This window comes from Nocardioides aromaticivorans (assembly GCF_013408525.1).
Lineage (GTDB): Bacteria > Actinomycetota > Actinomycetes > Propionibacteriales > Nocardioidaceae > Nocardioides > Nocardioides aromaticivorans.
In genome coordinates this window covers 3,635,892-3,659,247 of record NZ_JACBZM010000001.1, presented here as the reverse complement: position 1 = coordinate 3,659,247, position 23,356 = coordinate 3,635,892, and the positions used below count along the sequence as shown (strand labels likewise).

Sequence of the window (23,356 nt, the reverse complement as noted above, 5' to 3'; positions counted from 1 at the left end):
GACTACCAGCTGCCGCCGGCGCCGCCGGCCTTCGAGTCCTCGGAGTCCGGCGCCGCCAGCTCGCCGGCCGCCTTGCGCGGGCCGCCGAGCCACTGGTTCTCGGGCTCCAGCGCGTTGGGGCTGAGGTCGGCGCCGCGGGCGAGCGCCGGCGCGACGAAGAGCAGCGTGATGACGACGAACACCAGCAGCGGGATGCCGGCCAGGACCAGCCACGCGTGGAGGACGTCGATGTCCGGCTTCGGCTCCCAGCTGCCCGGACGGGGCTCGGGGGTGTCGGCGGAGGCCGCACTCGCGCCGGCCACGACGAGCAGCGCGCTCACGCCGACGAGGGAGCACAGGGCGAGGAGGCGTCGTACAACAGTGCTGGTCACGGGAGGAGGATATCGGCACCCGGCCCCGCCGGGGCAGGTGGTGGCCGCCAACCGGTCACGACTCATTTGGAAGACTGTCGGGATGCTTTCACTCCTCCTCACGGCAACCGACGCGGTCAACCCCTGCGCCGACGGCGAGCAGGTGTGCGACCTGACGTGGGACGTCACCGGCAACCGCCGCCTCGCGGAGTGGTCCGACGTGCTGATCGGCAAGCCGCTGGCGGTGATCGGGCTGGTCCTGCTGGGGTTGGTCATCCGCTGGCTCCTGCACCGCGTCGTCGACCGGATCGCGAGTCGCGCGGAGAAGGGCGTGCTGCCCGAGCGGGTCGAGACCTCGGTCGCCGCACGGCGCAAGCAGCGCGCGGCGACCATGGCCGGGCTGCTGAAGAGCATCATCACCTTCGTCGTGGCAGCGGTCATCGGCACGATGGTGCTCAGCGAGCTCGGCGTCGACATCGCGCCGATCATCGCGAGCGCCGGCATCATCGGCATCGCGCTCGGCTTCGGCGCCCAGTCGCTCGTCAAGGACTTCCTCGCCGGGATCTTCGTGTTCATCGAGGACCAGTACGGCGTCGGCGACGTCGTCGACGTGGGCGAGGCCAACGGCACGGTCGAGGCCGTGACCCTGCGGATGACGCGGCTGCGCGACATCAACGGGACGGTCTGGTACGTCCCCAACGGCGAGATCCTCCGGGTCGGCAACAAGAGCCAGAACTGGTCCCGGGCGGTCGTCGACGTCGGCGTCGGGTACGGCGAGGACCTGGCCCGCGTGCAGCGGGTGCTCCGCGAGGTCGCCCACGACCTGTGGGAGGACGAGGAGTTCAACGGGCTCATCATCGAGGAGCCGGAGGTGACCGGCGTGGAGATGCTGGCGGCCGACTCGGTGACGATCCGGGTGATGGTGAAGACGGCGCCGCTCGAGCAGTGGGCCGTCGCCCGCGCCCTGCGACAGCGGATCAAGGCCCGCTTCGACCACGAGGGCATCGAGATCCCGTTCGCCCAGCGCGTGGTGTGGCACCGCGAGGACCGCCGCGACCACGACGCCCCTCCCCCGAAGGCCGCCACCGGCGACGAGGGATGATGGACGACGTGGAGCAGGAGCAGACCTTCTACGACGAGATCGGCGGGCTGGAGACCTTCCGCCGCATCGTCGCCCGCTTCTACGAGGGCGTCGCGCAGGACGAGGTCCTGCGGCCGATGTACCCCGAGGCGGACCTCGGCCCCGCCGAGGAACGGTTCCTGATGTTCCTCGTGCAGTACTGGGGCGGGCCGACGACCTACTCCCAGCAGCGCGGGCACCCGCGCCTGCGCATGCGGCACGCGCCGTTCGCCGTGGACCTCGACGCCCGCGACCGGTGGCTCACCCACTTCCGCGCCGGGCTCGACAGCGTCGACCTCACCCCGGAGCAGGACGCCCGGTTCTGGGAGTACGTCACGCACGCCGCGAACTTCATGGTGAACACCGCCGGCTGACCCTGCCGGCCGACCCCGCCGGCCGACCCTGCCCGGCAGCCGGCGATGCGGCGTTCGGGTGCGGCCCGAAAAGATTTTCGCGAGGATGTAACGCACAGCCGACCGCGTGACAGGTACTGCACGAGGGGATTCCCTTCCCCATCGTGATCGGGCCCGTTCACGATGGTCCAACTCGAAAGAGAAACCATGACCCGTCCGGACTGGATCGAGACGCTGCGCGCCGAGGTGCGCCCAGCCGATCCGGATCCGGTGCTGCTCGCGCAGCTGGCCGAGTTGAGCGCAAGCTCGACGGTGCCGGCGGCGCGACCGGGTCGGTCGGCTGGTGCACGGCTTGCGATTGTGCTGGGGGGTGCGATCGCCGTCGGAGCGACCTCGTGGGCAGCAGGCGCCCTGCCTGGGACGGATTCACCGTTCCGCCCCGAGGAACGCATCACGCAACAGCCGACCGACCCACAACCCGGCGACGCCCGAACCCCACCCTCGGACGCGCCGACCTCACCCGCTGGCACCGACGCGTCGGACCCCGCGGGCGAGGAGACCGGCCAGGCCACGACGCCGGCCGAGCCCAGCGACAGCGGCGTACCGTCCGGCCGACCGTCCGGCGGTCCGACCCCGTCGCCGCCGAGCGGCGACCCACCCGGGGGCGAGGTCGACCTCCCGGAGGTCCCCTCGCTGCCCGTTCCCACCGTAGTCCCGTCGGTTCCCCAACCGTCGGGACTCGATGGCGTTCCGGACCTTCCCGGCCTGCCGCCGGTCAACGGCGGCCGCGCCAGCGCGCACCCGACCTCTCCCGACAGCGACAGCGGTGCCCACCGCTCCCCCCGGCCGCAGGAAGCGTTGGTGGACCAGGCGCGGTGACGACGGACGACGACGTCGTCGCCGCGGCCAAGCGGGGCGATTCCGATGCATGGCGTGAGCTCTACCGGGCGCACGCCTCCCGTCTCGTTGTCTGGCTGCGCGGGCGCCCCTCCGGCGAGGAGAGCCCCGAGGACATCGCCTCGGGCGCCTGGCTGGTCGCCGCGGAGAAGATCGCCGGGTTCAACGGCAGCTCCGAGGAGTTCGCGGGCTGGCTGTTCGGCATCGCCCGCAACCTGTCGGTCAACGCGCACCGGCGCTCGGTACGACGCGACCGGATCCCGCTGGACAACGGCTCGACCGGCACGGTCCCCGGCCCCGAGCCGGACACGACCTCCGACGACTGGGCCCGCCGGCTGCTGGCGACCCTCCCCGAGCGTGAGCGCGACGTCGTCACCTGCCGCGAGGTGCTCGACATGGACGTGCCGACGACGGCCACCGCGCTCGGGATCAGCGCGGTCGCCGTACGCGTGGCCCACCACCGGGCGCTGAAGCGGCTGCGCCAGGAGATGGCCCGCGAAAAGATTTCCGAGCCGATGTAACACCACGCGCCGCTCGCTACATGTACCCCGTGAAGGCCAGTCCCCGTCTGGGGTGGGGACTGACCTCGAGGAAGCACCACCACGCAGCGCGAAGCAGAGATCGAGAGATGAGCAACCACCGGACCGAACGGCTCCGCGTCGCAGTGCCGACGCTCGAGCCCGACCCGGTGTTCCTGGGCGTCCTGGCCGAGCTCGGTGCGAGCTCGCAACCGGTCGCCCCCCAGACGGCTCGGTCGGCTGGACTCCGCATGATCGTCGCGACGGCCTCCGTGGCCGTGATCGCGGCGGCGACCTGGGCAGCGGGCACCCCAACCGGCAGCGACATCCCACTGTCGCCTGCCGACAGCCCCACCCAGGAGGAGCCCTCCGGCCCGCCGAGTCACGGAAACGTCGGAACCCCACAACCCGACGTGTCCACCTCGCCCGGCAGCCCCTTGTCCCCGGGGCTGCCGGGCACTCACTCCTCCGCCTCGGACCGCGCCGACGGCTCCGAGCGCGCGATCGACCGGGCGCGCATCCCGGCCGAGCGCCCCGGCGAGCGCAAGGTCAAGGACAAGGGCCGCAAGGTCGGCCACGACAAGGGACGCAAGCCCGACCTCCCCGGGCTGCCCGAGGCGCCCGACGACGGGCCGGCGGCCAAGCTCGGCGACCCGGCCGCGCTGGGCACCGGCTCGGCGCCCAAGGACGACAAGGACAAGGGCGGCGCCGACGACCGCCGCGGGACCGACGGCGACCGGCCCGGCCCGGGCCGTGGCCACGGCCGCGGACACGGCCCCACAAAGTAAAGACACCCGCTCGATTCCCTCCCCAAAGCGCCGCGAAGGCGCGACAATGTGTTGCAGGTCCGGACGGCACGTCGGGACGCCACGGGCAGGCAGGGGTGGAACACGTCAGTGCGCGCCGACGACGAATGCGTCGCCGCGGCCAAGCGCGGTGAGTCGCTGGCATGGCGCGACCTCTACCTCGCCCATGCCGGACGCCTCCTGCTGTGGCTGGAGGCGCGCACGGTGCCCGGGACCGAGGCGCCCGAGGACCTCGCGGCCGCGACCTGGATGGTGGCGGCCGAGCGGATCGCGGACTTCCACGGCGACACCGCCGACTTCGGGGGCTGGCTGTTCGGCATCGCCCGCAACCACGGCGCCAACGCGTGGCGCCGCTCCGGCAGCCGGTCCCGCGGCCTCGAGCTGATCACCGCCGAGGCCGAGGAGGCGGTCGCCGGACCCGAGGGCGGGCTGATCGCCGACGAGTGGGTCCGTCAGGCGCTGGCCTCCCTGCCGCCCCGCGAGCGCGACGTCATCGCCTGCCTGGAGGTGCTCGACCTCGACGTCGCCAGCACGGCGAGCGCGCTGGGCATGACGGCGGTGGCGGTGCGGGTCGCGCGCCACCGGGCGCTGCGCCGGCTGCGGTCGGCCCTCGCGCCGGAGCCGCTCGCGACCACCGAGTGACGCAGCCCTAGAACACGTTCTAGTCTGGACCCATGATCCTCACGGTGTCCGACCAGGACCGCGTCCGCACGCTCGTCCTCAACCGGCCGGACGCCCTCAACGCGTTCAACGAGGCCCTGTACGACGCCACGGCGGACGCGCTGCTCGAGGCGGCCACCGACCCGCAGGTCGCCGTGGTGCTGCTGACGGGCGCCGGGCGCGCGTTCAGCGCCGGCACCGACCTGCTCGAGATGCACCGGATGGCGACCGACCCGACGTTCGAGCGGGGCAAGCACGGCTTCATCGGGCTCGTCGACGCCCTCGTGGACTTCCCCAAGCCGCTGGTCGTGGCCGTCAACGGCATCGGCCTGGGCATCGGCGCGACGATCCTCGGCTTCGCCGACCTGGCCTTCATCGCGGCCGATGCCCGACTGAAGTGCCCGTTCACGTCCCTCGGGGTGGCACCGGAGGCCGCGTCGTCGTACCTCTTCCCGGCGCTGGTGGGCCGCCAGGACGCCGCCTGGATGCTGCTGTCGGCCGAGTGGGTCTCAGCCGAGGAGGCCCGGGAGATGGGGCTCGTCCGGCAGGTCTGCCCGGCCGATCGCCTGCTCGACGTCGCCCGCGAGCACGCGAGCCTGCTCGCCCGCCGGCCGATCTCCTCGCTCGTCGCGGTGAAGAGGGCCATGACCGAGCCGCACCGCGCCGCGATCCGCGACGCCCGCGACCGCGAGAACGCCGCCTTCGCCGAGCTGATGGGCGGCCCGGCCAACCTGGAGGCGCTGAGCGCGTTCGCCGAGGGTCGCGAGCCGGACTTCACCGGGCTCCCGCCCGGGTGGTGAGCCGTCAGGCCGACGGCACGGCGAGCGGTCCGCCCAACGAGTCGACGATCGCCTCGCGGTAGCCCGGCGGCGGGGTCACGGACTGCTGCGTCGTCGCGTCGAAGAAGACGAGGACCACGCGCGACCTCGCCAGCACGCCGTCGCGCGGCGCCGCTCCGGAGGCGTCGACGATCTCGGACTCGATGACCATCGACTTGTTGCCCATCCGGGTCGCGACCGACCAGCAGTCGTAGGGCTCGGCGCGCGCGGTGATCGGGGCGACGTACTCGAGGTCGGTCTGGGCGACGACGACGTTGATCCGGGGGAACTCCCGCAGTGCCGCGCGCAGCTTGCCGAAGAGCGCGATCCGCGCCTCCTGGAAGTACTCGAAGTACACGACGTTGTTGACGTGACGGTAGATGTCGAGGTCGGAGAAGCGCACCGTGACCGGGTAGTGCGCCGCGTGCTCACGCGGCACGTCGACCTTGAGCGGGCGGGTGCGCTCGCCCTCCTCGGCGTACGGCGCCAGGGCGGCCCGCGCCGCGTCGTCCATCCGGCGCGGCAGCCCGGACTCGAGGCTGAAGGGCGCGAGCACGGTCCGGGCCCGCACGTAGACGACCCGGCCGCCGTCCTCCGCCTCGTGGAAGATCTCGTGGTCGAGGGTGAAGCTCGCGCCCCGGATCTCGGTGACCCACGAGTCGATGAGGACCGAGCTGCTGCGGAACAGCAACGGCGCCAGGAAGGTCACCTCGTGCCGGACGACGACGTACCCGACGCCCTCCTGCCGCTCGACGCCCGCCGCGTGCAGGCAGGCCCGGAGCAAGGCGCTGCGCGCCTCCTGCAGGTAGTCGACGTATCGGACGTTGTTGACGTGGCCGAGCACGTCGAGGTCAGCCCAGCGCAGGGGGCATTCGTAGCGGTGCCGCACGCCCCGATGCTTCCATGCGGGGACCGGGGCCGGAGCGGGTGACCACGTCCCGTCAGGCGGGAGTGTGGCGTCCGCCACGACTGCAACCTGTTCCAATGCACTCCTACTAGTCTGTGCTGGTTCCGACTACCACCGCTCACCGAGGAGTGCCCATGCCCGAGGCCGTCATTGTTTCCGCCGCCCGTACCCCGATCGGCCGCGCGAACAAGGGCTCGTTGAAGGACTTCCGCCCCGACGACCTCACCGCGTTCATCGCGCAGGCCGCCCTCGACAAGGTCCCCGCGCTCGACCCGAAGGACGTCGACGACTTCTACCTCGGCGTCGGCCTGCCCGGTGGCGAGGCCGGCAACAACATGGCGCGGATCGTCACCACCCTGATGGGCACCGAGATCCCCGGCGCGACCATCACCCGCTACTGCTCCTCGTCGGTGCAGACCTCGCGGATGGCCTTCCACGCGATCAAGGCGGGCGAGGGCGATGTGTTCATCTCCGCCGGTGTCGAGACCGTCTCGCGCTTCCAGTTCGGTACGTCGGACCACATCCCGAACACCAAGAACCCCCTCTTCGCCGACGCCCAGGTGCGCACCGAGGAGTACGCCCAGGGCCGCAAGGTCTGGCACGACCCGCGCGAGGACGGCCTGCTCCCCGACATCTACATCGCGATGGGCCAGACGGCCGAGAACGTCGCGAGCATCCGCGGCCTCAAGCGCGAGGACCTCGACCACTTCGGCGTCCGCTCGCAGAACCTCGCCGAGAAGGCCATCGCGGACGGCTTCTGGGAGCGCGAGATCACCCCGGTGACCCTCGCCGACGGCACGGTCGTCAGCAAGGACGACGGCCCGCGCGCCGGCGTCACCTACGAGGCCCTCTCCGAGCTGCAGCCGGTCTTCCGCCCCGACGGCGTGGTCACCGCCGGCAACTGCTGCGCCCTCAACGACGGCGCCGCCGCGGTCGTGATCATGTCCGACACGAAGGCCGCCGAGCTGGGCCTGACCCCGCTCGCCCGGATCGTGTCGACCGGCGTCTCCGGCCTCTCCCCCGAGATCATGGGCCTCGGCCCGGTCGAGGCGACCCGCAACGCGCTCAAGCACGCCGGCATGTCGATCGACGACATCGACCTCGCCGAGATCAACGAGGCCTTCGCCGCGCAGGTGCTGCCCTCCGCCGAGGACCTCGGCATCCCGATCGAGAAGCTCAACGTCAACGGCGGCGCGATCGCCGTCGGTCACCCGTTCGGCATGACCGGCGCCCGCCTGCAGAACACGCTGATCAACTCGCTGCAGTGGCACGACAAGTCCACCGGCCTGATCACCATGTGTGTCGGTGGCGGCCAGGGCATGGCGATGATCCTGGAGCGCATGTCCTGACCGGACCAGCCTGTCGGCGGCGGGCCGTACCTTTCGGTGCATGAGCATCGAGGTGCGGCCCGCCGCCGTTTTCGAGGACGTGAAGGCGCTCGTCGGCCCGAAGAGCCCCGACGCCAGCGTGTGCTGGTGCCTGAGCTACCGGATCCCCTCGAAGGTCAACAACACGATGCGCGGCCAGGAGCGCGGCGCGTTCGTGGCGAAGCTGCTCGAGGACGGTCCCCTCGGCGTGCTGGCCTACGACGGTGACGTGCCGGTCGGCTGGGCCGCCGTCGCGCCGCGGTCCGACACGACGTTCGCGCGCAACCGCAAGATCCCGCACGTGGACGACCTGCCGGTGTGGTCGGTCTGGTGCATCCGGGTCCGGCCGGGGCACCGCGGCCAGGGGATCTCCCACCGGCTGGTCGAGGGCGCGATCGAGTTCGCGCGTGACGGCGGCGCACCGGTCCTCGAGGCCTACCCGCTCGACAACGGCTCCGCGAAGGTCGACCTGACGATGGCCTACGCCGGCCTGCGCGCCACCTTCGAGGCGGCGGGCTTCGAGCACGCCGCCGACACCACGTCCGTGCTCAGCGGCCACCCGCGGGTCGTGATGCGCAAGGACCTCCGTCCGCGACGCACAGCGAAGTCATAGAATGCCCCGATGAGCGAGGAGCGTGTCGCAGCCGTGGCCCACCGCCTCGAGCCGCGGTGGCTCGACCGGGACCAGCAGCGGACCTGGCGAGCCTTCCTGCTCGGGACGACGCTGCTCCTCGATCGGCTCGACGAGGACCTCCGTCGCGACCACGGCCTGTCGGCCGTCGAGTACGAGATCCTCGTCCGCCTCTCCGAGGCCGACGGCCAGCTGCGCATGGCCCAGCTCGCCGCGGCGCTGGCGCACAGCCGTAGTCGGGTGACCCACACGGTGAAGCGGATGGAGGGAAGCGGGCTGGTGCGGCGCACCGGCTCCCTCGACGACGGACGCGGGGTCGTCTGCCGGCTCACCGATGACGGCTACGCCATGCTGCGCACGGCGGCGCCGAGCCACGTCGAGACCGTGCGCCAGTCACTCATCGACCTCGTGGCGCCCGAGGACCTCGACGCGCTCGGCCGCGTCATGGACGCGGTCTGCGACCGGTTGATCGACGCCCACCCGGAGCGCGAGCTGAGGTAGCCCGCGCCCGGGGCGGACCCGGGTGACACACTCGCGCACCCGCTCGAGGACTGTCGGCTTGCCGCCAGTCCACGGCTTGACCTACGGAACGCGACTGCGGTGCGGCAGCGCGGCGGGAGCGCAGCGACGGCAGCTTGCTGCCCCCGCCGGAGCGTAGACGCGCTCGTGCCAGACAACTAGTCGCGGGTGAGGCGGCGGTGCGTGACGCGGTGCGGACGGGCGGCCTCGAGGCCGAGGCGCTCGATCTTGTTCTCCTCGTACGACGCGAAGTTGCCCTCGAACCAGAACCACTCGCCCTCGTTCTCCTCCGTGCCCTCCCAGGCGAGGATGTGGGTGGCGATCCGGTCGAGGAACCAGCGGTCGTGGGAGGTGACCACGGCACAGCCCGGGAAGTCGAGCAGCGCGTCCTCGAGCGAGGACAGGGTCTCGACGTCGAGGTCGTTGGTCGGCTCGTCGAGCAGCAGCATGTTGCCGCCCTGCTTGAGCGTGAGGGCCAGGTTGAGGCGGTTGCGCTCACCACCGGAGAGCACGCCGGCCTTCTTCTGCTGGTCCGGGCCCTTGAAGCCGAACGACGCGACGTAGGCGCGGCTGTTCATCTCGAAGTTGGCGACCTTGATGAAGTCCAGGCCGTCGGAGACGACCTCCCAGACGTTCTTGTTCGGGTCGATGCCGCCACGGCTCTGGTCGACATAGGAGATCTTCACGGTCTGGCCGACGGTCAGCTTGCCGGAGTCGGGCTCCTCGCCGCCGGTGATCATCCGGAAGAGGGTGGTCTTGCCGACGCCGTTGGGGCCGACGACGCCGACGATGCCGGCCCGCGGCAGCGTGAAGGAGATGTCGTTCCAGAGGATCCGGTCCTCGAAGCCCTTGGTGAGGTGCTCGGCCTCGAGGACGATGTCACCCAGGCGCGGACCCGGCGGGATGTTGATGTCGGCCGCGTCGATCTTGCGGGCCTTGTCGGCCTCGGCCGCCAGCTCCTCGTAGCGGGCCAGACGCGACTTGGACTTGGTCTGGCGCGCCTTGGCGTTGGAGCGCACCCACTCCAGCTCCTTCTCGAGCATCTTGGCGCGCTTGGCGTCCTTGGCGCCCTCGACCTTGAGGCGCTCCTTCTTGGTCTCGAGGTACGTCGAGTAGTTGCCCTCGTAGCCGTGGATCGAGCCACGGTCGACCTCGGCGATCCACTCGGCGACGTTGTCGAGGAAGTAGCGGTCGTGGGTGACGGCCAGGACGGCACCCGGGTAGGACTTCAGGTGGCCCTCGAGCCACTGCACGGACTCGGCGTCCAGGTGGTTGGTGGGCTCGTCGAGGAGCAGCAGGTCGGGCTGCTGGAGGAGGAGCTTGCACAGCGCGACGCGGCGACGCTCACCACCGGACAGGTTGTCGACGAGGGCGTCGGAGGGCGGGCAGCGCAGGGCGTCCATCGCCTGCTCGAGGCGGCTGTCGAGGTCCCAGGCGTTGATGTTGTCGAGCTCGGTCTGCAGCTCGCCGGTCTCGGCCATCAGGGCGTCCTGGTCGGCGTCGGGGTCGCCCATCTCCATGTAGGCGTCCTCGAGGCGCTTCATCTTCGCCTTGGTGTCGGCGACGGCCTCCTCGACGTTCTCCAGGACCGTCTTGCCCTCGGTCAGCGGCGGCTCCTGCTGGAGCATGCCGACCGTGGCATCGGGGTCGCGGACGATGTCGCCGTTGTTGGGCTGGTCGAGCCCGGCCATCAGCTTGAGCAGCGACGACTTGCCCATGCCGTTCGGTCCGACGACGCCGATCTTGGCGCCGTGGAGGAACGACAGCGTCACGTTGTCGAGGACGACCTTGTCGCCATGGGCCTTGCGAACGTTGCGCAGGGAGAGGACGTATTCAGCCACCTGCCAAGCCTACGCAGCAGCAGGCGCACCTCCTTGGCCGGGGTCGGCAGCCGGCACGCCGGCGGAGGGGGCCTTCGTGAACGACGCCGTGCCGCGGGTCAGGTCGTGGCCGACCGTGAACGCCTCGATCTCCATCGCCAGGACCTCGACACCGCTCTTGTTGACGTACGTGCGGTGGTTGAGCCGTCCGTGCACGACGACGGCGTCGCCCTGCTTGAGCGAGGTCCCGGCGTGCGTCGCGAGGCGGCGCCAGCCGCTCACGCCGTACCACTGTGTCGGGCCGTCGACCCAGCTGTTGGATCCGCGGTGGAAGTGACGCGGCGTGCAGCCGACCCGGAAGTTGATCACCGGCACGCCGCCCACCTCGCGCACCATCGGGATGCCGGCGACCCACCCCTGCACCGTCACGATCGTCTCGTTGGCCATCTCGGAGCTCCTGATCTCTCGGTCCGGCCACCCGTGTGGCCGGTCGAGGGGACAGTCCACTCCCCGGGTACGACGCACGTCGCCCCCGCCGCCGCGGCCTGTGGAGGAACCACCGCACGGTGCCGGGTTGTGGATGCACGACGGCCCCTGCTGGGTCAGCAGGGGCCGTCGTGGCGGTCGAGCGGGGCGCGCGGCTAGGGACGCGCGGCCGCGATCCCGCGGCGGAAGCTCGCGTAGGCGGCGACCTCGCGGTTCACCGGCTGCACCACATCGGCATCGACGACCTCGTGCACCACGGCGCGGAGCCGCTCGTCGGCGGACTCGGCACGCCCGCGGGCCAGGCCGCCGACCAGGCTGCGCCCGACGATCGCGAGCACGATCCCGAGCACGAGGCCGGCGACGCCGACGACCGCCGGCAGCGGGAACCCGGCGACCTGCTGGAGGTCGTCCGTCGTACCGCGGACGGCGGCGTAGCCCCACCAGCCGAGGCCGCCGACGGCGGCCAGCAGCAGGAGCCAGTGCAGCAGCCGGACCAGGTTGAGCCAGAACGGGAGCCGGACGCCGAGGTCGACCTTGCCGAGCTCGCGGTCGAGGCGGTCGCCCACCTCGGCCAGGTGCCCGGTCGCGGCGGCGCGCACGTGCGGGGCCCAGCCCTCGCCCACGCCGTCACCGGCCTCGTCGGCGAGCCCGCGGACGGCGGTGTCGACGCTCGCCCGGTCGAGCGGGGCGATCCGCGGATCGGCGTCGATCCCCTCGCCGTCACCGCCGCCGCGGCCGAGGAGCAGCAGCGGCGGCCAGGTCACCGCGCCGCGGGCCCGGCTGCCGAGGGTTCGCTCGATGCCGTCGACGACCGCCGAGACGCCGGCCGCGTCGGCCACCGCCTCCTCGAGCTCATCGAAGCGCTTCGCGGGCAGCTCCCGCACCGGGGCGGAGCCGGCGGCCGCCTCGAGGCGACCGGCGGCCGCGGCGATGTCGGCCTCGACCCGGGCGGTCGTGCTGCGCTTGTCCTGAACCCGGCGCTGGATCTCGGCGCGGAGCTCGGCCATGCCGATGCCCTCCTTGGCCGAGATGCCGAGCACCTGCACGTCCGGCAGGCCGTCCTCGGCGAGCAGGCGGCGGACGTCGTCGACCATGGTCTGGCGTCGCTCCGGCGGCACCGTGTCGATGTGGTTGAGCGCCACCAGCATGACGCCCTGGTGGGTCGCCATCGGCTTGAAGTAGCGGTCGTGCACGGCGGCGTCGGCGTACTTCTGCGGGTCCAGGATCCACACCATGAGGTCGGCGACGGCGATGAGCCGGTCGACCTCGAGGTGGTGGGAGACCTCGGTCGAGTCGTGGTCGGGCAGGTCCAGCAGGACGACGCCGTCGAACGAGCTGTCCTCGCGCCGGGTGTCGAGCATCGAGTCCCGCATGGTCTGGTGGCGCGGCGGGATGCCGATCCAGTCGAGGAGCTCCTCGGCGCCCTGGCTCCCCCAGACGACGGCCGTCGCCCACGAGGTCGTCGGGCGGCGGATGCCCACCGACGACAGCTCGAGGCCGGTGAGCGCGTTGTACGTCGACGACTTGCCCGACCCCGTCGCGCCCGCGATCGCGACCACGGTGTGGCGGGCGGACAGCTTCAGCCGGCCGGTGGCCCGGTCCGCGGCGGCCGCGACCTCGTCGAGCAGCTCGTCGGGCACCCGGCCCCGCGCCGCCAGCACGGCGTCGCCGAGGCCGTCGACCCGCTCACCGATGGGCGTGCCGCGCGTGGCGAGGTCGCCCAGTCCGGTCGCCTCCGTCTCGAGACCATCCGTCACAGGTGTCCACCCGTTCCCTTCTTCGCCGCGGCGAACCGCAGGTCGTCCACGCGCCGCGCCGCCTGGCGCAGCTGGTCGGCCGCATCGGGCTTCAGCTCCCACTGCGCCGCGGGCGCGAGGTAGCGGGCCCGCTCGGCACCCATCAGGGTCGTCAGCCGGCGCGCGAGCGTGCCGCGGGCCTGGTCGACCACCCGGCCCGCCGCGCCCGCACCGAGGATCGTGTCCAGCAGCGAGCGGCCCAGCCGGACCGACTCGGCGGCCTGGCCCTGCGGCTCGTCACCGGCGAGGGCGACGACCGCCAGCGCGACGGAGAGTCCCCGCACGCCGAGGGCGAGGAAGCGGGCGCTGTGCCGCGCGTCGCCGGCCTCGTGACGGACGAACTCCTGGAGCTCGTCGAGCCAGCCGCGCACCTCCTGCGTCGCCCGGTTGCGCAGGCCGCGGCCGGCGCGGGTCAGGTCGTCGTCGGTCGAGGCGAGCAGCGCGGCGCCGTACTCCTCGGCACGCCACTCCCCCGCAGCCTTCTCGGCGGCCCGCTCGGCGTGGTCGACGACGAGTGCCTCGACGGCCATCTCGATCGAGACCGCGACGCGCTCGGCCTGCTGGGGCTTGCCCTTGATCGCGTTGACGAGCCGCTCGCGCACGAAGCCGACCTTGGCCTCCAGGGAGCGCACCAGTTCGCCGCTGCCCACGAACTCCTGCCAGCGGGCGAGCAGGTCGCCGCGCAGGAGGGTGCCGTCCGAGCCGGCCGCGACGAGCCCGGCCTGCGCGTCGTCGTAGACCTTGTCGGCGGCGGCGAGCAGGTCGCCGACGGCGGCGACCTGGAGGCCGGCGGCGTCGGCGATCGGGAACGCCTTGCGGGTGACCGTGCGCACCGCGCCGGCGACCGTCTGGTTGACGACCTCGCGCCGGGCGGCGGCGTCGGCGGCGAGCGCCTCGAGCCAGCCCCGGATCTCCGCCGCGTACGACGTCGGCAGGAGCCCCTCGTCGCTGACGACGCCCTGCGCCACCGCGAACAGCGGGCTGTCCTTGAGGCCGCGCGCGGCCATCATCCGGGCGAGGTGCACGGACACGGTCGCGACGTCGTCGGCCGGGGTGCGGCTCAGGACGAGCGCGACCGCGGTGTTGCGGTCGACCGCGACCTTGAGGTGGTCCCACGGCACCTGGTCGGAGTAGCGGGCCGCCGAGGTGACGAAGAGCCAGAGGTCGGCGGCGGCGAGCAGCTGGGCGGCGAGCTCACGGTTGCGCTCGTCGACGGAGTCGACGTCGGGCGCGTCGAGGATCGCCAGGCCGCGCGGCACCTGCGGGCTCGCGACGAGCTGGATCGCGGACTGGTCGTCGGTCGCCTGCTGCACCCGGGCCAGCTCCGGCAGGAGGCGGTCGGCGCCGAACCAGCGGGCGTCGTCGGGGTGGTGCACCAGGACGGGCGACTTGGTGGTCGGCCGCAGCAGGCCGGGCGTGGTGACCTTGTGGCCGACGAGGGTGTTGACCAGCGTCGACTTGCCGGCGCCGGTCGAGCCGCCGACGACGACGAGCATCGGCGCCTCGATCTCGGTGAGCCGCGGGATGACGTAGTCCTCGAGCTGCTCGATGACGTGGTCGCGGCCGATGCGCAGCGCGCTCACGCCGGGGAGGTCGAGGGGCAGGGGCGCGGCCTTGAGCGCGCCGTGCAGGCGCACGACCTCGGTCAGCATGCGGCCGTCGTCGGGGCCCACGCCGGGGAGGTCGGCACCTGTCGGTGCCTGGTGTCCGGGGGTCATCGCTGGGGTACCACCTGTCCGGGGAACGCGATCCGAGGCCGAGCCGCCTGGATGCGACCGAGAAAGTCCTGGCCACGCGCCTGCCAGTCACGCGGTGCGGTGCCGCGCAGCAGGCGGTGGTGCAGGAAGCCGAGCTCGATGGCCGCCTGCTGGTAGTCGCGCATCGCGCGCTCGGCGGCCGGGCCGCCGTCGCGGCGTGCGTGTCGGCGGGCCTCGCGGCGGGCCCGCAGGTCCACCACCCATCCGATGTCGGTCGCGGGGAGCAGTCCGCGCCCGGCGGCGTCGGTGAGCGCCATGCGCAGCACGTGCGCCTCGGTCTCCCTCGCCCACCAGGCCAGGGCGACCACGCCGATGAAGGCCGGGAGCATGATCACCGCGTAGACGACCACGAAGCCGCCGAAGCCGTAGACCGAGGAGCCGTTCCAGAGGCCGTGGGCGAGCACGGCGGCGAGGTACCCGCCGACCGGGGCCAGCACACGGACCGACCGGCTGCGCGAGCCCACGGCGATGCCGATCCCGATGCCGGTGAAGGCGGTGAAGAGCGGGTGCGCGAACGGGCTGAACAGGCAGCGCAGCACGAAGGTCCCGGTGACCGCCCCGAAGCCGCCCGGGCCCATCCCGTCGGTGCCGTTCCAGGCCGCCGCCAGGTAGAGGATGTTCTCGGTGAAGGCGAAGCCGACGCCGACCATCCCGGCGTAGACGATCCCGTCGAGGATCCCGTCGACCTCGGCGCGCCGCCACCACAGCAGCAGGAGCAGGAAGAGGCCCTTGCTGGCCTCCTCGACCACCGGCGCCGCGAGGGCGAGGGACGCGGTGTCGGTGAAGGTGACGAACAGACCGCCGACACCCTGGATGACGATGGCCGCCATGGTGGCCACGAAGGCGCCCCACGCCAGGCCCGCGACGAGCAGGATCCGCGGCTCGGGCTCGTACCGGTCGAGCCAGAGGTACGCCGCCAGCACCGGGCCGACCGGCAGTGCGGCGAGGGCGGTGGCGAGCAGGGTCGTGCCGGGCGCTCCGGAGAGGGCGAGGACCATCAGGGTCAGCAGGGCCCCGACAGTGACCGCCACGGTCACGACGACCGTGAAGGCAACACTGTTGCGAGGGCCCATTGACATGGGCGGAAGCCTATCGGGAGGCGTCCGTCAACCCCTGATCGGCAAAGTCCGGACGCGGCGTACAGTGAGAAAGGTGACCGAGGACACCCCCCAGAGCACCCCTTCCGCGCCGGCCGAGCAGCTCAAGACCGAGCAGCACGACCCGGCGGTCCCCGAGGCCTACGCCGCCTTCATGCGCACCGGCTGGGACGACCGGCCGACCGAGGTCGAGCGCCACCCGCTGGCCGACCTGTCCGTCGACCGCAGGCGCCGTCTCGCCGAGGCCTTCCCGGGCGAGCGTCTCGTGCTGCCGGGCGGCGGCTACAAGGTGCGTGCCTACGACACCGACTACCGCTTCCGCCCCGACACCGCCCACACCTGGCTGTGCGGCAACCAGACCTCCGACGCGGTGCTGGTCGTCGAGCCGGACGGCTCGTCCGTCCTCTACGCGCGCCCGCGCGCGGGGCGCGAGAGCGACGAGTTCTTCCGTGACCGGCAGTACGGCGCCCTGTGGGCCGGCAAGCGCCCGTCGGCCGACGAGCTGTCGGCCGCCCTCGGCATCGAGGTGCGCCACGTCGACGAGCTCCCCGGCGCCCTGGGCAGCGGCACGAAGACCCGCGTCCACCGCGGCGTCTCTCCCGTGGTCGACGGCCTGGTCGCCGCCGACGAGGGACGCGACACCGAGCTCGCGCGGGTCCTCTCGGAGCTCCGCCTGGTCAAGGACGACTGGGAGGTCGGGCAGCTGCAGGCGGCGATCGACGCCACGACGCTCGGCTTCGAGGACAGTGTCCGCGAGTGGGACCGGGTCCTCGAGCACGGTGAGCGCTGGCTCGAGGGCACCTTCTTCCGCAGGGCGCGGGCGATGGGCAACGACATCGGCTACGACTCGATCGTCGCCAACGGCTCCCACGCGACGACCCTGCACTGGATCGAGAACTCCGGCGCCGTCGTACCGGGCGACCTGATCCTGCTCGACATGGGCGTCGAGAACCCCAACCTCTACACGGCCGACATCACCCGGACGCTGCCGGTGAGCGGCACGTTCACCACCCTCCAGCGCGACCTCTACACCCTGGTGCTGCAGGCACAGGACGCCGCGATCGCGGCGCTGCGCCCGGGCGCGAAGTTCCTCGCCGGTCACGATGCGGCGATGGTCGTGCTCGCCAACGGGCTCGCCGACCTCGGCCTGCTGCCCGTGCCCGTCGAGGAGGCCCTGTCGCCCGACTCGAAGGTCTACGCCCGCTGGACCCTCCACGGCGTCAGCCACATGCTCGGCATGGACGTGCACGACTGCGGCCACGCGGCGCCCGAGGCCTACCGCGACGCGGACCTGGTCGAGGGGATGGTGCTCACCGTCGAGCCGGGCCTCTACTTCCAGGCCGACGACCTGCTCGTCCCCGAGGAGCTGCGCGGCACCGGCATCCGGATCGAGGACGACGTGGTCGTCACCGCCGACGGGGTCGCGAACCTCTCCGCCGCTCTCCCCCGCACGCCGGACGCCATCGAGGAGTGGATGGGCGCGCTGCGCGGGTGACCCGCCCGTGAACACTATGAGCACTACGTTGCGGTGACTTCCGAGTAACCCTCCCGAGGGTCAACACTCGACCCGTGCCCAAGAAGACCGCCACCGCTTCGTCGTACTCCATCACCATGCGCCTCCACACGACCGTCGACCACGGCGTCGTGGGCGAGGTCGCGACCGCCATCGCGGGAGCGGGCGGCATGGTGACGGCGATCGACGTCGCGGAGTCGAGCAGCAACCGGCTCACGGTCGACGTCACCTGCTCGGCGGCGGACGCGGAGCACGCGGCCGAGCTGCAGACCGCGGTCGCCGCGGTCGAGGGCGTGGAAGTGCACAAGGTCTCCGACCGGACCTTCCTGATCCACCTCGGCGGCAAGATCGAGGTGGCCTCGAAGGTCCCGCTGAAGACGCGTGACGACATGTCGCTCGCCTACACGCCGGGCGTGGGGCGGGTCTCGATGGCGATCCACGAGAACCCCGACGACGTGCGGCGCCTGACGATCAAGGGCAACACGGTCGCCGTCGTGACCGACGGCTCGGCGGTCCTGGGCCTCGGCAACATCGGCCCCGGCGCGGCGCTGCCGGTGATGGAGGGCAAGGCGGCGCTGTTCAAGCGCTTCGGCGAGATCGATGCGTGGCCGATCTGCCTCGACACCCAGGACACCGACGAGATCGTGCGCGCGGTCGAGCTGATCGCGCCCGGCTTCGGCGGCATCAACCTCGAGGACATCGCCGCGCCGCGCTGCTTCGAGATCGAGGCCCGCCTGCGCGAGAGCCTCGACATCCCGGTCTTCCACGACGACCAGCACGGTACGGCGATCGTGGTGCTCGCCGCGCTCACCAACGCGCTGCGCGTGGTGAAGAAGGAGATCGGGACCGCCCGGGTCGTGGTCTCGGGCGCGGGCGCCGCCGGTACGGCGATCGTCAAGCTGCTGCTGGCCGCCGGCGTGCAGGACGTCGTGGTCGTCGACCGCAACGGCGCGCTGGTCGCCGGTGACGCCGGCCTGTCGGCCGCCCACCGGGAGCTCGCCTCGCTGACCAACAAGGACGGTCGCAGCGGCGGCCTGCAGGACGTCCTCGTCGGCGCCGACGTCTTCATCGGCGTCAGCGCGCCCGGCATCCTCAAGCCCGAGTGGATCTCGACCATGGCGGACGACCCGGTCGTGTTCGCGCTGGCGAACCCCGATCCCGAGGTCGACCCCGCGCAGGCTGCCAAGTACGCCGCCGTCGTCGCCTCGGGCCGCTCGGACTTCCCCAACCAGATCAACAACGTGCTCGCGTTCCCCGGCGTCTTCCGTGGCCTGCTCGACGCCCGCGCGCACGAGGTCACCGTCGAGATGTGCCTGCGGGCCGCCGACGCGATCGCCCACGTGGTGCGCGACGACGAGCTCAACGCGAGCTTCATCATGCCGTCGGTGTTCCACCCCGAGGTGCACCACGCGGTGGCCGCCGCCATCGCCCACAAGCCGGAGTGACGGGGGTCCGCGCCCGCTGCGGCGCGGGGCTCAGCGCACGCTGACGACGGCGGGTCGGTCCACGCCGTGGGCCGGCTCCGCGTCGTCGTCCTCCAGGGAGGCTGCGGTCGACACGACGAGCCCGCCGAGCAGGAAGCCGATCACGCCGGCGGCGAGGGTGTTGACGTTCATCCGTGGTGCTCCGTTCCGTGGGGCGCGTGACCCTCGTGCGAGGCGTGGTCAGCGCCGTCGTGGCCGTCGTGGCCACCGTGGTGGGCGTGGTGCAGGGCGTGCCCCTTGCCGCGGTCGATGAGGTACCGGTTGACGGGGAAGGCCGCGACGAACGCCGCCGAGAGGGCGATGATCATGCCGATCCAGAACACCGGGTCGACCAGGCCCGCCTCCATCGCGCCGGGGATCGCGGCCATCACCGCGTTGTCGACGACCTCCATCACGATGATCGAGATCGTGTCGGCCGCCAGGACGAGCCGCAGCGCCCGCCCGAAGGACATGCCCGCGCCGACCAGCGGCAGCGACGACAGCAGGTAGCCGAACACGAAGGCCAGCCCCACCGCCAGGACGATCGTCTGCCCGCTGGACAGCCCGACCGCCGTACCGATCATCAGTCCGGCGATCTCACCAATGGCGCAGCCGGTCAGGCAGTGCAGGGTCGCGCTGGCTGCGATGGCGTTGCGTGGGTTCATGACTCGGGAACATATACCCCCCATGGGTATATTCCAAGATGCTCGTCCGAGCGGACGGGCGATACCCTCGGGCCACGGCCCCCGTGGCGCAATGGATAGCGCAGCGGATTTCTACTCCGAGGGTTGCGGGTTCGACTCCTGCCGGGGGCGCCATCGCGCAGTCGGGTGGGCGAGAGTGGTCCATCGGTCACGCTCACCCGCCCGACTCGCGATCGTGGCGGTCCGCAGCTGATTCGACCGGGTGTCACCCGGACGACGGCGCGCCTCCCCCGGCCCGTCACCTCGGCGTCGTACAAAGGAGATGGCCCCGCGGGAGGTATGAGCCTCGCGGGGCTGACGCCTTCCCGGGGGCCCTCAGCGGAAGGCGGCCTCCCCCGTCAGGGCCCGGCCGATGACGAGCTGGTGCACCTCGCTGGTGCCCTCGTAGGTCAGCACGGACTCGAGGTTGTTGGCGTGGCGCATGATCGGGTACTCCAGCGTGATGCCCGCGGCGCCGAGGATGGTGCGGCACTCGCGAGCGATCGCGATGGCCTCGCGGACGTTGTTGAGCTTGCCGAGGCTGACCTGGTCGGGGTGCAGCCTGCCGGCGTCCTTGAGCCGGCCCAGGTGCAGGGCCAGCAGCATGCCCTTGCCGAGCTCGAGGCTCATGTCGGCCAGCTTCGCCTGCGTGAGCTGGTACGACGCCAGCGGCTTGTCGAAGATCTCCCGCTCGCGTGCGTAGGAGATCGCCACCTCGAGGCAGTCGCGGGCGGCACCGAGCGCCCCGAACACGATGCCGAAGCGGGCCTCGCTCAGGCAGGAGAGCGGGCCGCGCAGGCCACGCACCTCCGGGAACACCGCCGAGCCGGGCAGGCGGACCGAGTCCAGGACCAGCTCGGAGGTCACCGACGCGCGCAGCGACATCTTCTTCTTGATCTCGGGCGCGCTGAAGCCCGGCGTGTCGGTCGGCACGACGAACCCCCGGATGCCCTCGTCGGTCTGCGCCCACACGACGGCGACGTCGGCGACCGAGCCGTTGGTGATCCACATCTTGTTGCCGGTCAGCACCCACCCGTCGCCGTCGCGAACCGCGCGGGTGCGCATCCCGGCGGGGTTGGAGCCGAAGTCGGGCTCGGTCAGGCCGAAGCAGCCGATCGCCTCGCCGGCGGCCATCCGCGGCAGCCACTCCTCCTTCTGCTCGTCGGACCCCCACTTCCAGATCGCGTACATCGCGAGCGAGCCCTGGACCGAGACCAGCGAGCGCACGCCGGAGTCGGCGGCCTCGAGTTCGAGGCAGGCCAGGCCGTAGGCGGTGGCGCTGGTGCCGGCGCAGCCGTAGCCCTCGAGGTGCATGCCGAGCAGGCCCAGCCCGCCGAGCTCACGGGCCAGGTCGCGGGCGGGGATCGACGCCGACTCGTACCAGTCGGCGAGGTGCGGGCGCGCCTTCGCCTCGACGAAGGACCGCACGGTGTCGCGGATCGCGATCTCCTCCTCCGACAGGAGGGAGTCGATGCTGAAGAGCTCGAAGGGTGACTGCGGCACGGCTCAGACCCCCGCCCCGACGTACCCGTCGATCTCGCCGACCAGCCGGGCCCTCACGTCGTCGGGAGCGAAGGACGCACCGACCCCGGCCCGGGCGAGCTCGGCCACGCCGGCCTCGTCGAGGCCGAGGAGGTCGGCCGCGATCTCGTACTCCCGGTTGAGGGTGGTCCCGAACATCGGCGGGTCGTCGGAGTTGATCGTCACCACGACGCCGGCCTCCACGAACACCGGCAGCGGGTGCTCGGCGAGCGAGGCCACGGCACGGGTGGCGACATTGGACGACGGGCAGACCTCCAGGGGGATTCGGTTCTCGGCGAGGTAGGCCAGCAGCGCGGGGTCCGCGGCCGCCGACGTGCCGTGACCGATCCGCTCGGCGCCGAGGTCGCGCAGCGAGGTCCAGATGGTCTCGGGCCCGGTCGTCTCGCCGGCGTGCGGGACCGAGTGCAGGCCGGCCGCGCGGGCCGCGGCGAAGTGCGGGACGAACTGCCCGCGCGGCACGCCGATCTCGGGACCGCCGAGGCCGAAGGCGACCAGCCCCTCGGGCGCGTGGTCGAGCGCGAAGCGCAGCGTCGCGTCGGCTGCCGGGAGGCCCGACTCCCCCGGGATGTCGTAGATCCAGCGCAGCACCAGGCCGAAGTCGCGCTCGGCCGCGACCCGGGCGTCCTCGATCGCCTCCGTGTAGGCCTCGATCGGCATGCCCCGGTCCGGGTCGTCGGGCAGGACCGACGTGTACGGCGTGCAGGTGAGCTCGGCGTACCGGACGGCCTGGCCCTCGGCGAGCTCGCGGCCGATCTCGTAGGTCAGGTAGCGCACGTCCTCCGGGGTGCGGACCAGGTCGACGACCGCGAGGTAGACGTCGATGAAGTGGGCGAAGTCGCGGAACGCGAAGAAGTCCTTCAGCAGGGCGGGGTCCGAGGGAACCGTGCCCGGGTGGCGCTCGGCGAGCTCGGAGACGATGCGCGGCGAGGCCGAGCCGACGTGGTGGACATGGAGCTCGGCCTTGGGCAGGCCGGCGATGAAGGAACTCAGCACGGTCCCACCCTAGGACCGTCAGTCGAGGGCCGCGATCAGGTTCTCCGCGAGGTCGTCGACCGTGCGTCCGTCGTCGAACACCTTGCCGTTGAGAAGGATCGTCGGAGTGCTGGAGACGCCGGCCTTCTGCGCCTCGGCGGTCGCCTCGGTCACCCAGTCCTCGTTGCTGACGTTGCGGATCGCGTCCGCGACGTCGGCCTCCTTCGCCCCCGCCTCCACGGCGAGGTCGACCAGGTCGTCGTTGGTCACGGCGCCCGGGTCCTTCTCGGAGGGCTGGTTCTCGTAGAGCAGGTCGTGGAACTTCTTGGCCACCTCCGGGCCGGACTTCTCGAGCACCACGGAGAAGGCGCTCGCGGCCCGGATCGGGTAGTCACCGAGCTGGCTGAGCAGGTCGAAGGGCCGGTACTCCACCTGGACCTTGTCGTCCGCGGCCAGCTCGGCGAGGTCGTCGCGCGTGCGCTTCTCCAGCTCACCGCAGTAGGGGCAGAGGAAGTCCTCGTAGATGACCACCTTGTTGGGCGCGTCGTCCGGGCCGATCGTCACGCCGTAGTCGCTGCGGCCGCTGGCGGCGTCCTCGAGCTTCTTGTCGCTCTCGTTCTTCTTCACCAGGCTGAAGGCGACCGAGCCGCCGATGATGATGACCATCGCGAGCACGACGCCACCGATGGTGAGGATCCGGCGCCGGGCCTCCCGCTTCGCCTGCGCGGCCCGCTCCGCAGCCGCCTTCTGCGCGCGTGCGGTGGCCTTCGAGTTGTCGGACGCCATCAGTTCCCATCTCCTTCAGCAGCGCCGGTGGCGCGTGGTTCGAACAGTACGGAATCGAGGGCGAGCCGGGTTCGTCGTACCCACACCACGAGGACGGACGCCGCCAGCAGGGCCGCGTCGCGCGCGATCTCCCACGGGTACGCCGAGGACGCGCCCGGGTCGGCGCCGCCACCGCCGAAGCAGCCGCAGTCGATCTCGATCCCCCGCGCCCACACCGACGCGATGCCGATGATGAACGCCGCGAACAGCAGCGCGGACAGCACCGCCGCGCCGCGGGTGAACACGCCCACCACGAGCGCGAGACCGATGACGACCTCGATGCCCGGCAGCGCCAGCCCGACCGCCTCCGCGAGCGACGACGGCAGCAGCTGGTAGGCGCGGACCGCGTTGATGCTCGCGTCCGGCTCGGTGATCTTGAGCGCGCCCGCGACGAGCCACACACCTCCGGTCACCAGCCGGGCGAGCAGGCCCACCCAGGCCAGTGTTCCGTTCACG

25 protein-coding genes and 1 tRNA gene are annotated in these 23,356 nt (G+C 72.1%); 13 read left to right on the top strand and 13 right to left on the bottom strand.

What is annotated here, in order from left to right:
• Nucleotides 1-2: 2 nt before the first annotated feature.
• Nucleotides 3-371, bottom strand: coding sequence for a hypothetical protein (locus BJ993_RS17595; RefSeq protein ID WP_179650264.1), 369 nt, complete (start codon nt 369-371; stop codon nt 3-5).
• 82 nt (nt 372-453) lie between these two features.
• On the opposite strand from BJ993_RS17595, the gene BJ993_RS17590 reads away from it, so the two are divergent.
• From BJ993_RS17590 to BJ993_RS17560, 7 genes are all read left to right on the top strand, one after another.
• Nucleotides 454-1,452: a mechanosensitive ion channel family protein gene (locus tag BJ993_RS17590; RefSeq protein WP_179650262.1), complete on the top strand. Its 999-nt coding sequence runs from the start codon at nt 454-456 to the stop codon at nt 1,450-1,452.
• On the top strand, nt 1,452-1,844 hold the full coding sequence (locus BJ993_RS17585) for a globin (RefSeq protein ID WP_036540851.1): 393 nt from the start codon (nt 1,452-1,454) through the stop codon (nt 1,842-1,844). Before BJ993_RS17590 ends, BJ993_RS17585 begins: the two co-directional genes overlap by 1 nt.
• Nucleotides 1,845-2,030: 186 nt before the next feature.
• Nucleotides 2,031-2,702: a prolipoprotein diacylglyceryl transferase gene (locus BJ993_RS17580; RefSeq protein WP_179650260.1), complete on the top strand. Its 672-nt coding sequence runs from the start codon at nt 2,031-2,033 to the stop codon at nt 2,700-2,702.
• Entirely contained in the window at nt 2,699-3,241 is a 543-nt protein-coding gene (locus BJ993_RS17575) for an RNA polymerase sigma factor (protein WP_036540848.1), read from the top strand. The genes BJ993_RS17580 and BJ993_RS17575 overlap by 4 nt, the downstream gene beginning before the upstream one ends.
• A 107-nt stretch (nt 3,242-3,348) precedes the next feature.
• A complete protein-coding gene (locus BJ993_RS17570; RefSeq protein ID WP_179650258.1) occupies nt 3,349-4,026 on the top strand; it encodes a hypothetical protein in 678 nt (225 codons plus the stop codon).
• 108 nt (nt 4,027-4,134) lie between these two features.
• Nucleotides 4,135-4,686: an RNA polymerase sigma factor gene (locus BJ993_RS17565; protein WP_179650256.1), complete on the top strand. Its 552-nt coding sequence runs from the start codon at nt 4,135-4,137 to the stop codon at nt 4,684-4,686.
• A gap of 32 nt (nt 4,687-4,718) precedes the next feature.
• On the top strand, nt 4,719-5,504 hold the full coding sequence (locus BJ993_RS17560; RefSeq protein ID WP_036540841.1) for an enoyl-CoA hydratase/isomerase family protein: 786 nt from the start codon (nt 4,719-4,721) through the stop codon (nt 5,502-5,504).
• Between the two features lie 4 nt (nt 5,505-5,508).
• On the opposite strand, the gene BJ993_RS17555 is transcribed toward BJ993_RS17560, so the two are convergent.
• Nucleotides 5,509-6,411: an acyl-CoA thioesterase gene (locus tag BJ993_RS17555; RefSeq protein WP_179650254.1), complete on the bottom strand. Its 903-nt coding sequence runs from the start codon at nt 6,409-6,411 to the stop codon at nt 5,509-5,511.
• Between the two features lie 152 nt (nt 6,412-6,563).
• Between BJ993_RS17555 and BJ993_RS17550 the strand changes: the two genes are divergently transcribed.
• From BJ993_RS17550 to BJ993_RS17540, 3 genes are read left to right on the top strand one after another with little or no spacing between them, the layout of a single operon-like run.
• A complete protein-coding gene (locus tag BJ993_RS17550) occupies nt 6,564-7,778 on the top strand; it encodes an acetyl-CoA C-acetyltransferase (RefSeq protein WP_179650252.1) in 1,215 nt (404 codons plus the stop codon).
• A gap of 40 nt (nt 7,779-7,818) precedes the next feature.
• Nucleotides 7,819-8,409: a GNAT family N-acetyltransferase gene (locus BJ993_RS17545; RefSeq protein ID WP_036540836.1), complete on the top strand. Its 591-nt coding sequence runs from the start codon at nt 7,819-7,821 to the stop codon at nt 8,407-8,409.
• A gap of 9 nt (nt 8,410-8,418) precedes the next feature.
• Complete coding sequence (locus BJ993_RS17540; RefSeq protein ID WP_179650250.1) at nt 8,419-8,928, top strand: MarR family winged helix-turn-helix transcriptional regulator; 510 nt, start codon at nt 8,419-8,421, stop codon at nt 8,926-8,928.
• 176 nt (nt 8,929-9,104) lie between these two features.
• On the opposite strand, the gene ettA is transcribed toward BJ993_RS17540, so the two are convergent.
• From ettA to BJ993_RS17515, 5 genes are all read right to left on the bottom strand, one after another.
• Complete coding sequence (gene ettA / locus BJ993_RS17535) at nt 9,105-10,787, bottom strand: energy-dependent translational throttle protein EttA (RefSeq protein WP_179650248.1); 1,683 nt, start codon at nt 10,785-10,787, stop codon at nt 9,105-9,107.
• Between the two features lie 9 nt (nt 10,788-10,796).
• Nucleotides 10,797-11,213 (bottom strand): single-stranded DNA-binding protein, encoded by a 417-nt coding sequence (locus BJ993_RS17530; RefSeq protein ID WP_179650246.1) that lies wholly within the window; start codon nt 11,211-11,213, stop codon nt 10,797-10,799.
• A 194-nt stretch (nt 11,214-11,407) separates the two neighbouring features.
• On the bottom strand, nt 11,408-13,009 hold the full coding sequence (locus BJ993_RS17525) for a GTPase (RefSeq protein ID WP_308645615.1): 1,602 nt from the start codon (nt 13,007-13,009) through the stop codon (nt 11,408-11,410).
• Nucleotides 13,006-14,766, bottom strand: coding sequence for a GTPase domain-containing protein (locus BJ993_RS17520; protein ID WP_242530555.1), 1,761 nt, complete (start codon nt 14,764-14,766; stop codon nt 13,006-13,008). The genes BJ993_RS17525 and BJ993_RS17520 overlap by 4 nt, the downstream gene beginning before the upstream one ends.
• Complete coding sequence (locus BJ993_RS17515) at nt 14,763-15,884, bottom strand: PrsW family intramembrane metalloprotease (RefSeq protein ID WP_036540831.1); 1,122 nt, start codon at nt 15,882-15,884, stop codon at nt 14,763-14,765. Before BJ993_RS17515 ends, BJ993_RS17520 begins: the two co-directional genes overlap by 4 nt.
• Before the next feature lie 73 nt (nt 15,885-15,957).
• On the opposite strand from BJ993_RS17515, the gene BJ993_RS17510 reads away from it, so the two are divergent.
• Nucleotides 15,958-17,397: an aminopeptidase P family protein gene (locus tag BJ993_RS17510; RefSeq protein WP_036540829.1), complete on the top strand. Its 1,440-nt coding sequence runs from the start codon at nt 15,958-15,960 to the stop codon at nt 17,395-17,397.
• Nucleotides 17,398-17,513: 116 nt separating this feature from the next.
• On the top strand, nt 17,514-18,860 hold the full coding sequence (locus tag BJ993_RS17505; protein WP_179652398.1) for an NAD-dependent malic enzyme: 1,347 nt from the start codon (nt 17,514-17,516) through the stop codon (nt 18,858-18,860).
• A 30-nt stretch (nt 18,861-18,890) separates the two neighbouring features.
• Here BJ993_RS17505 and BJ993_RS17500 read toward each other — a convergent pair whose 3' ends face one another.
• Both BJ993_RS17500 and BJ993_RS17495 read right to left on the bottom strand, forming a co-directional pair.
• Nucleotides 18,891-19,031, bottom strand: coding sequence for a hypothetical protein (locus BJ993_RS17500; protein WP_179650242.1), 141 nt, complete (start codon nt 19,029-19,031; stop codon nt 18,891-18,893).
• The gene (locus tag BJ993_RS17495; protein ID WP_179650240.1) at nt 19,028-19,543 is read right to left on the bottom strand and encodes a DUF4396 domain-containing protein; all 516 of its coding nucleotides are present in this window, start codon (nt 19,541-19,543) and stop codon (nt 19,028-19,030) included. The genes BJ993_RS17500 and BJ993_RS17495 overlap by 4 nt, the downstream gene beginning before the upstream one ends.
• Before the next feature lie 77 nt (nt 19,544-19,620).
• Between BJ993_RS17495 and BJ993_RS17490 the strand changes: the two genes are divergently transcribed.
• A tRNA-Arg gene (locus BJ993_RS17490) sits at nt 19,621-19,696 on the top strand.
• A gap of 201 nt (nt 19,697-19,897) precedes the next feature.
• Here the strand turns inward: BJ993_RS17490 and BJ993_RS17485 are convergent.
• From BJ993_RS17485 to BJ993_RS17470, 4 genes are read right to left on the bottom strand one after another with little or no spacing between them, the layout of a single operon-like run.
• The gene (locus tag BJ993_RS17485) at nt 19,898-21,064 is read right to left on the bottom strand and encodes an acyl-CoA dehydrogenase family protein (RefSeq protein WP_179650239.1); all 1,167 of its coding nucleotides are present in this window, start codon (nt 21,062-21,064) and stop codon (nt 19,898-19,900) included.
• A 3-nt stretch (nt 21,065-21,067) separates the two neighbouring features.
• Nucleotides 21,068-22,096 carry an adenosine deaminase gene (locus tag BJ993_RS17480; RefSeq protein ID WP_308645614.1) on the bottom strand — a complete coding sequence of 343 codons (1,029 nt, stop codon included), beginning with the start codon at nt 22,094-22,096 and terminating at the stop codon, nt 21,068-21,070.
• Nucleotides 22,097-22,114: 18 nt separating this feature from the next.
• A complete protein-coding gene (locus tag BJ993_RS17475; RefSeq protein ID WP_179650238.1) occupies nt 22,115-22,861 on the bottom strand; it encodes a DsbA family protein in 747 nt (248 codons plus the stop codon).
• Nucleotides 22,861-23,355, bottom strand: a complete 495-nt coding sequence (locus tag BJ993_RS17470; RefSeq protein ID WP_051931390.1) for a MauE/DoxX family redox-associated membrane protein — start codon at nt 23,353-23,355, stop codon at nt 22,861-22,863. The genes BJ993_RS17475 and BJ993_RS17470 overlap by 1 nt, the downstream gene beginning before the upstream one ends.
• Nucleotide 23,356 lies beyond the last annotated feature (1 nt).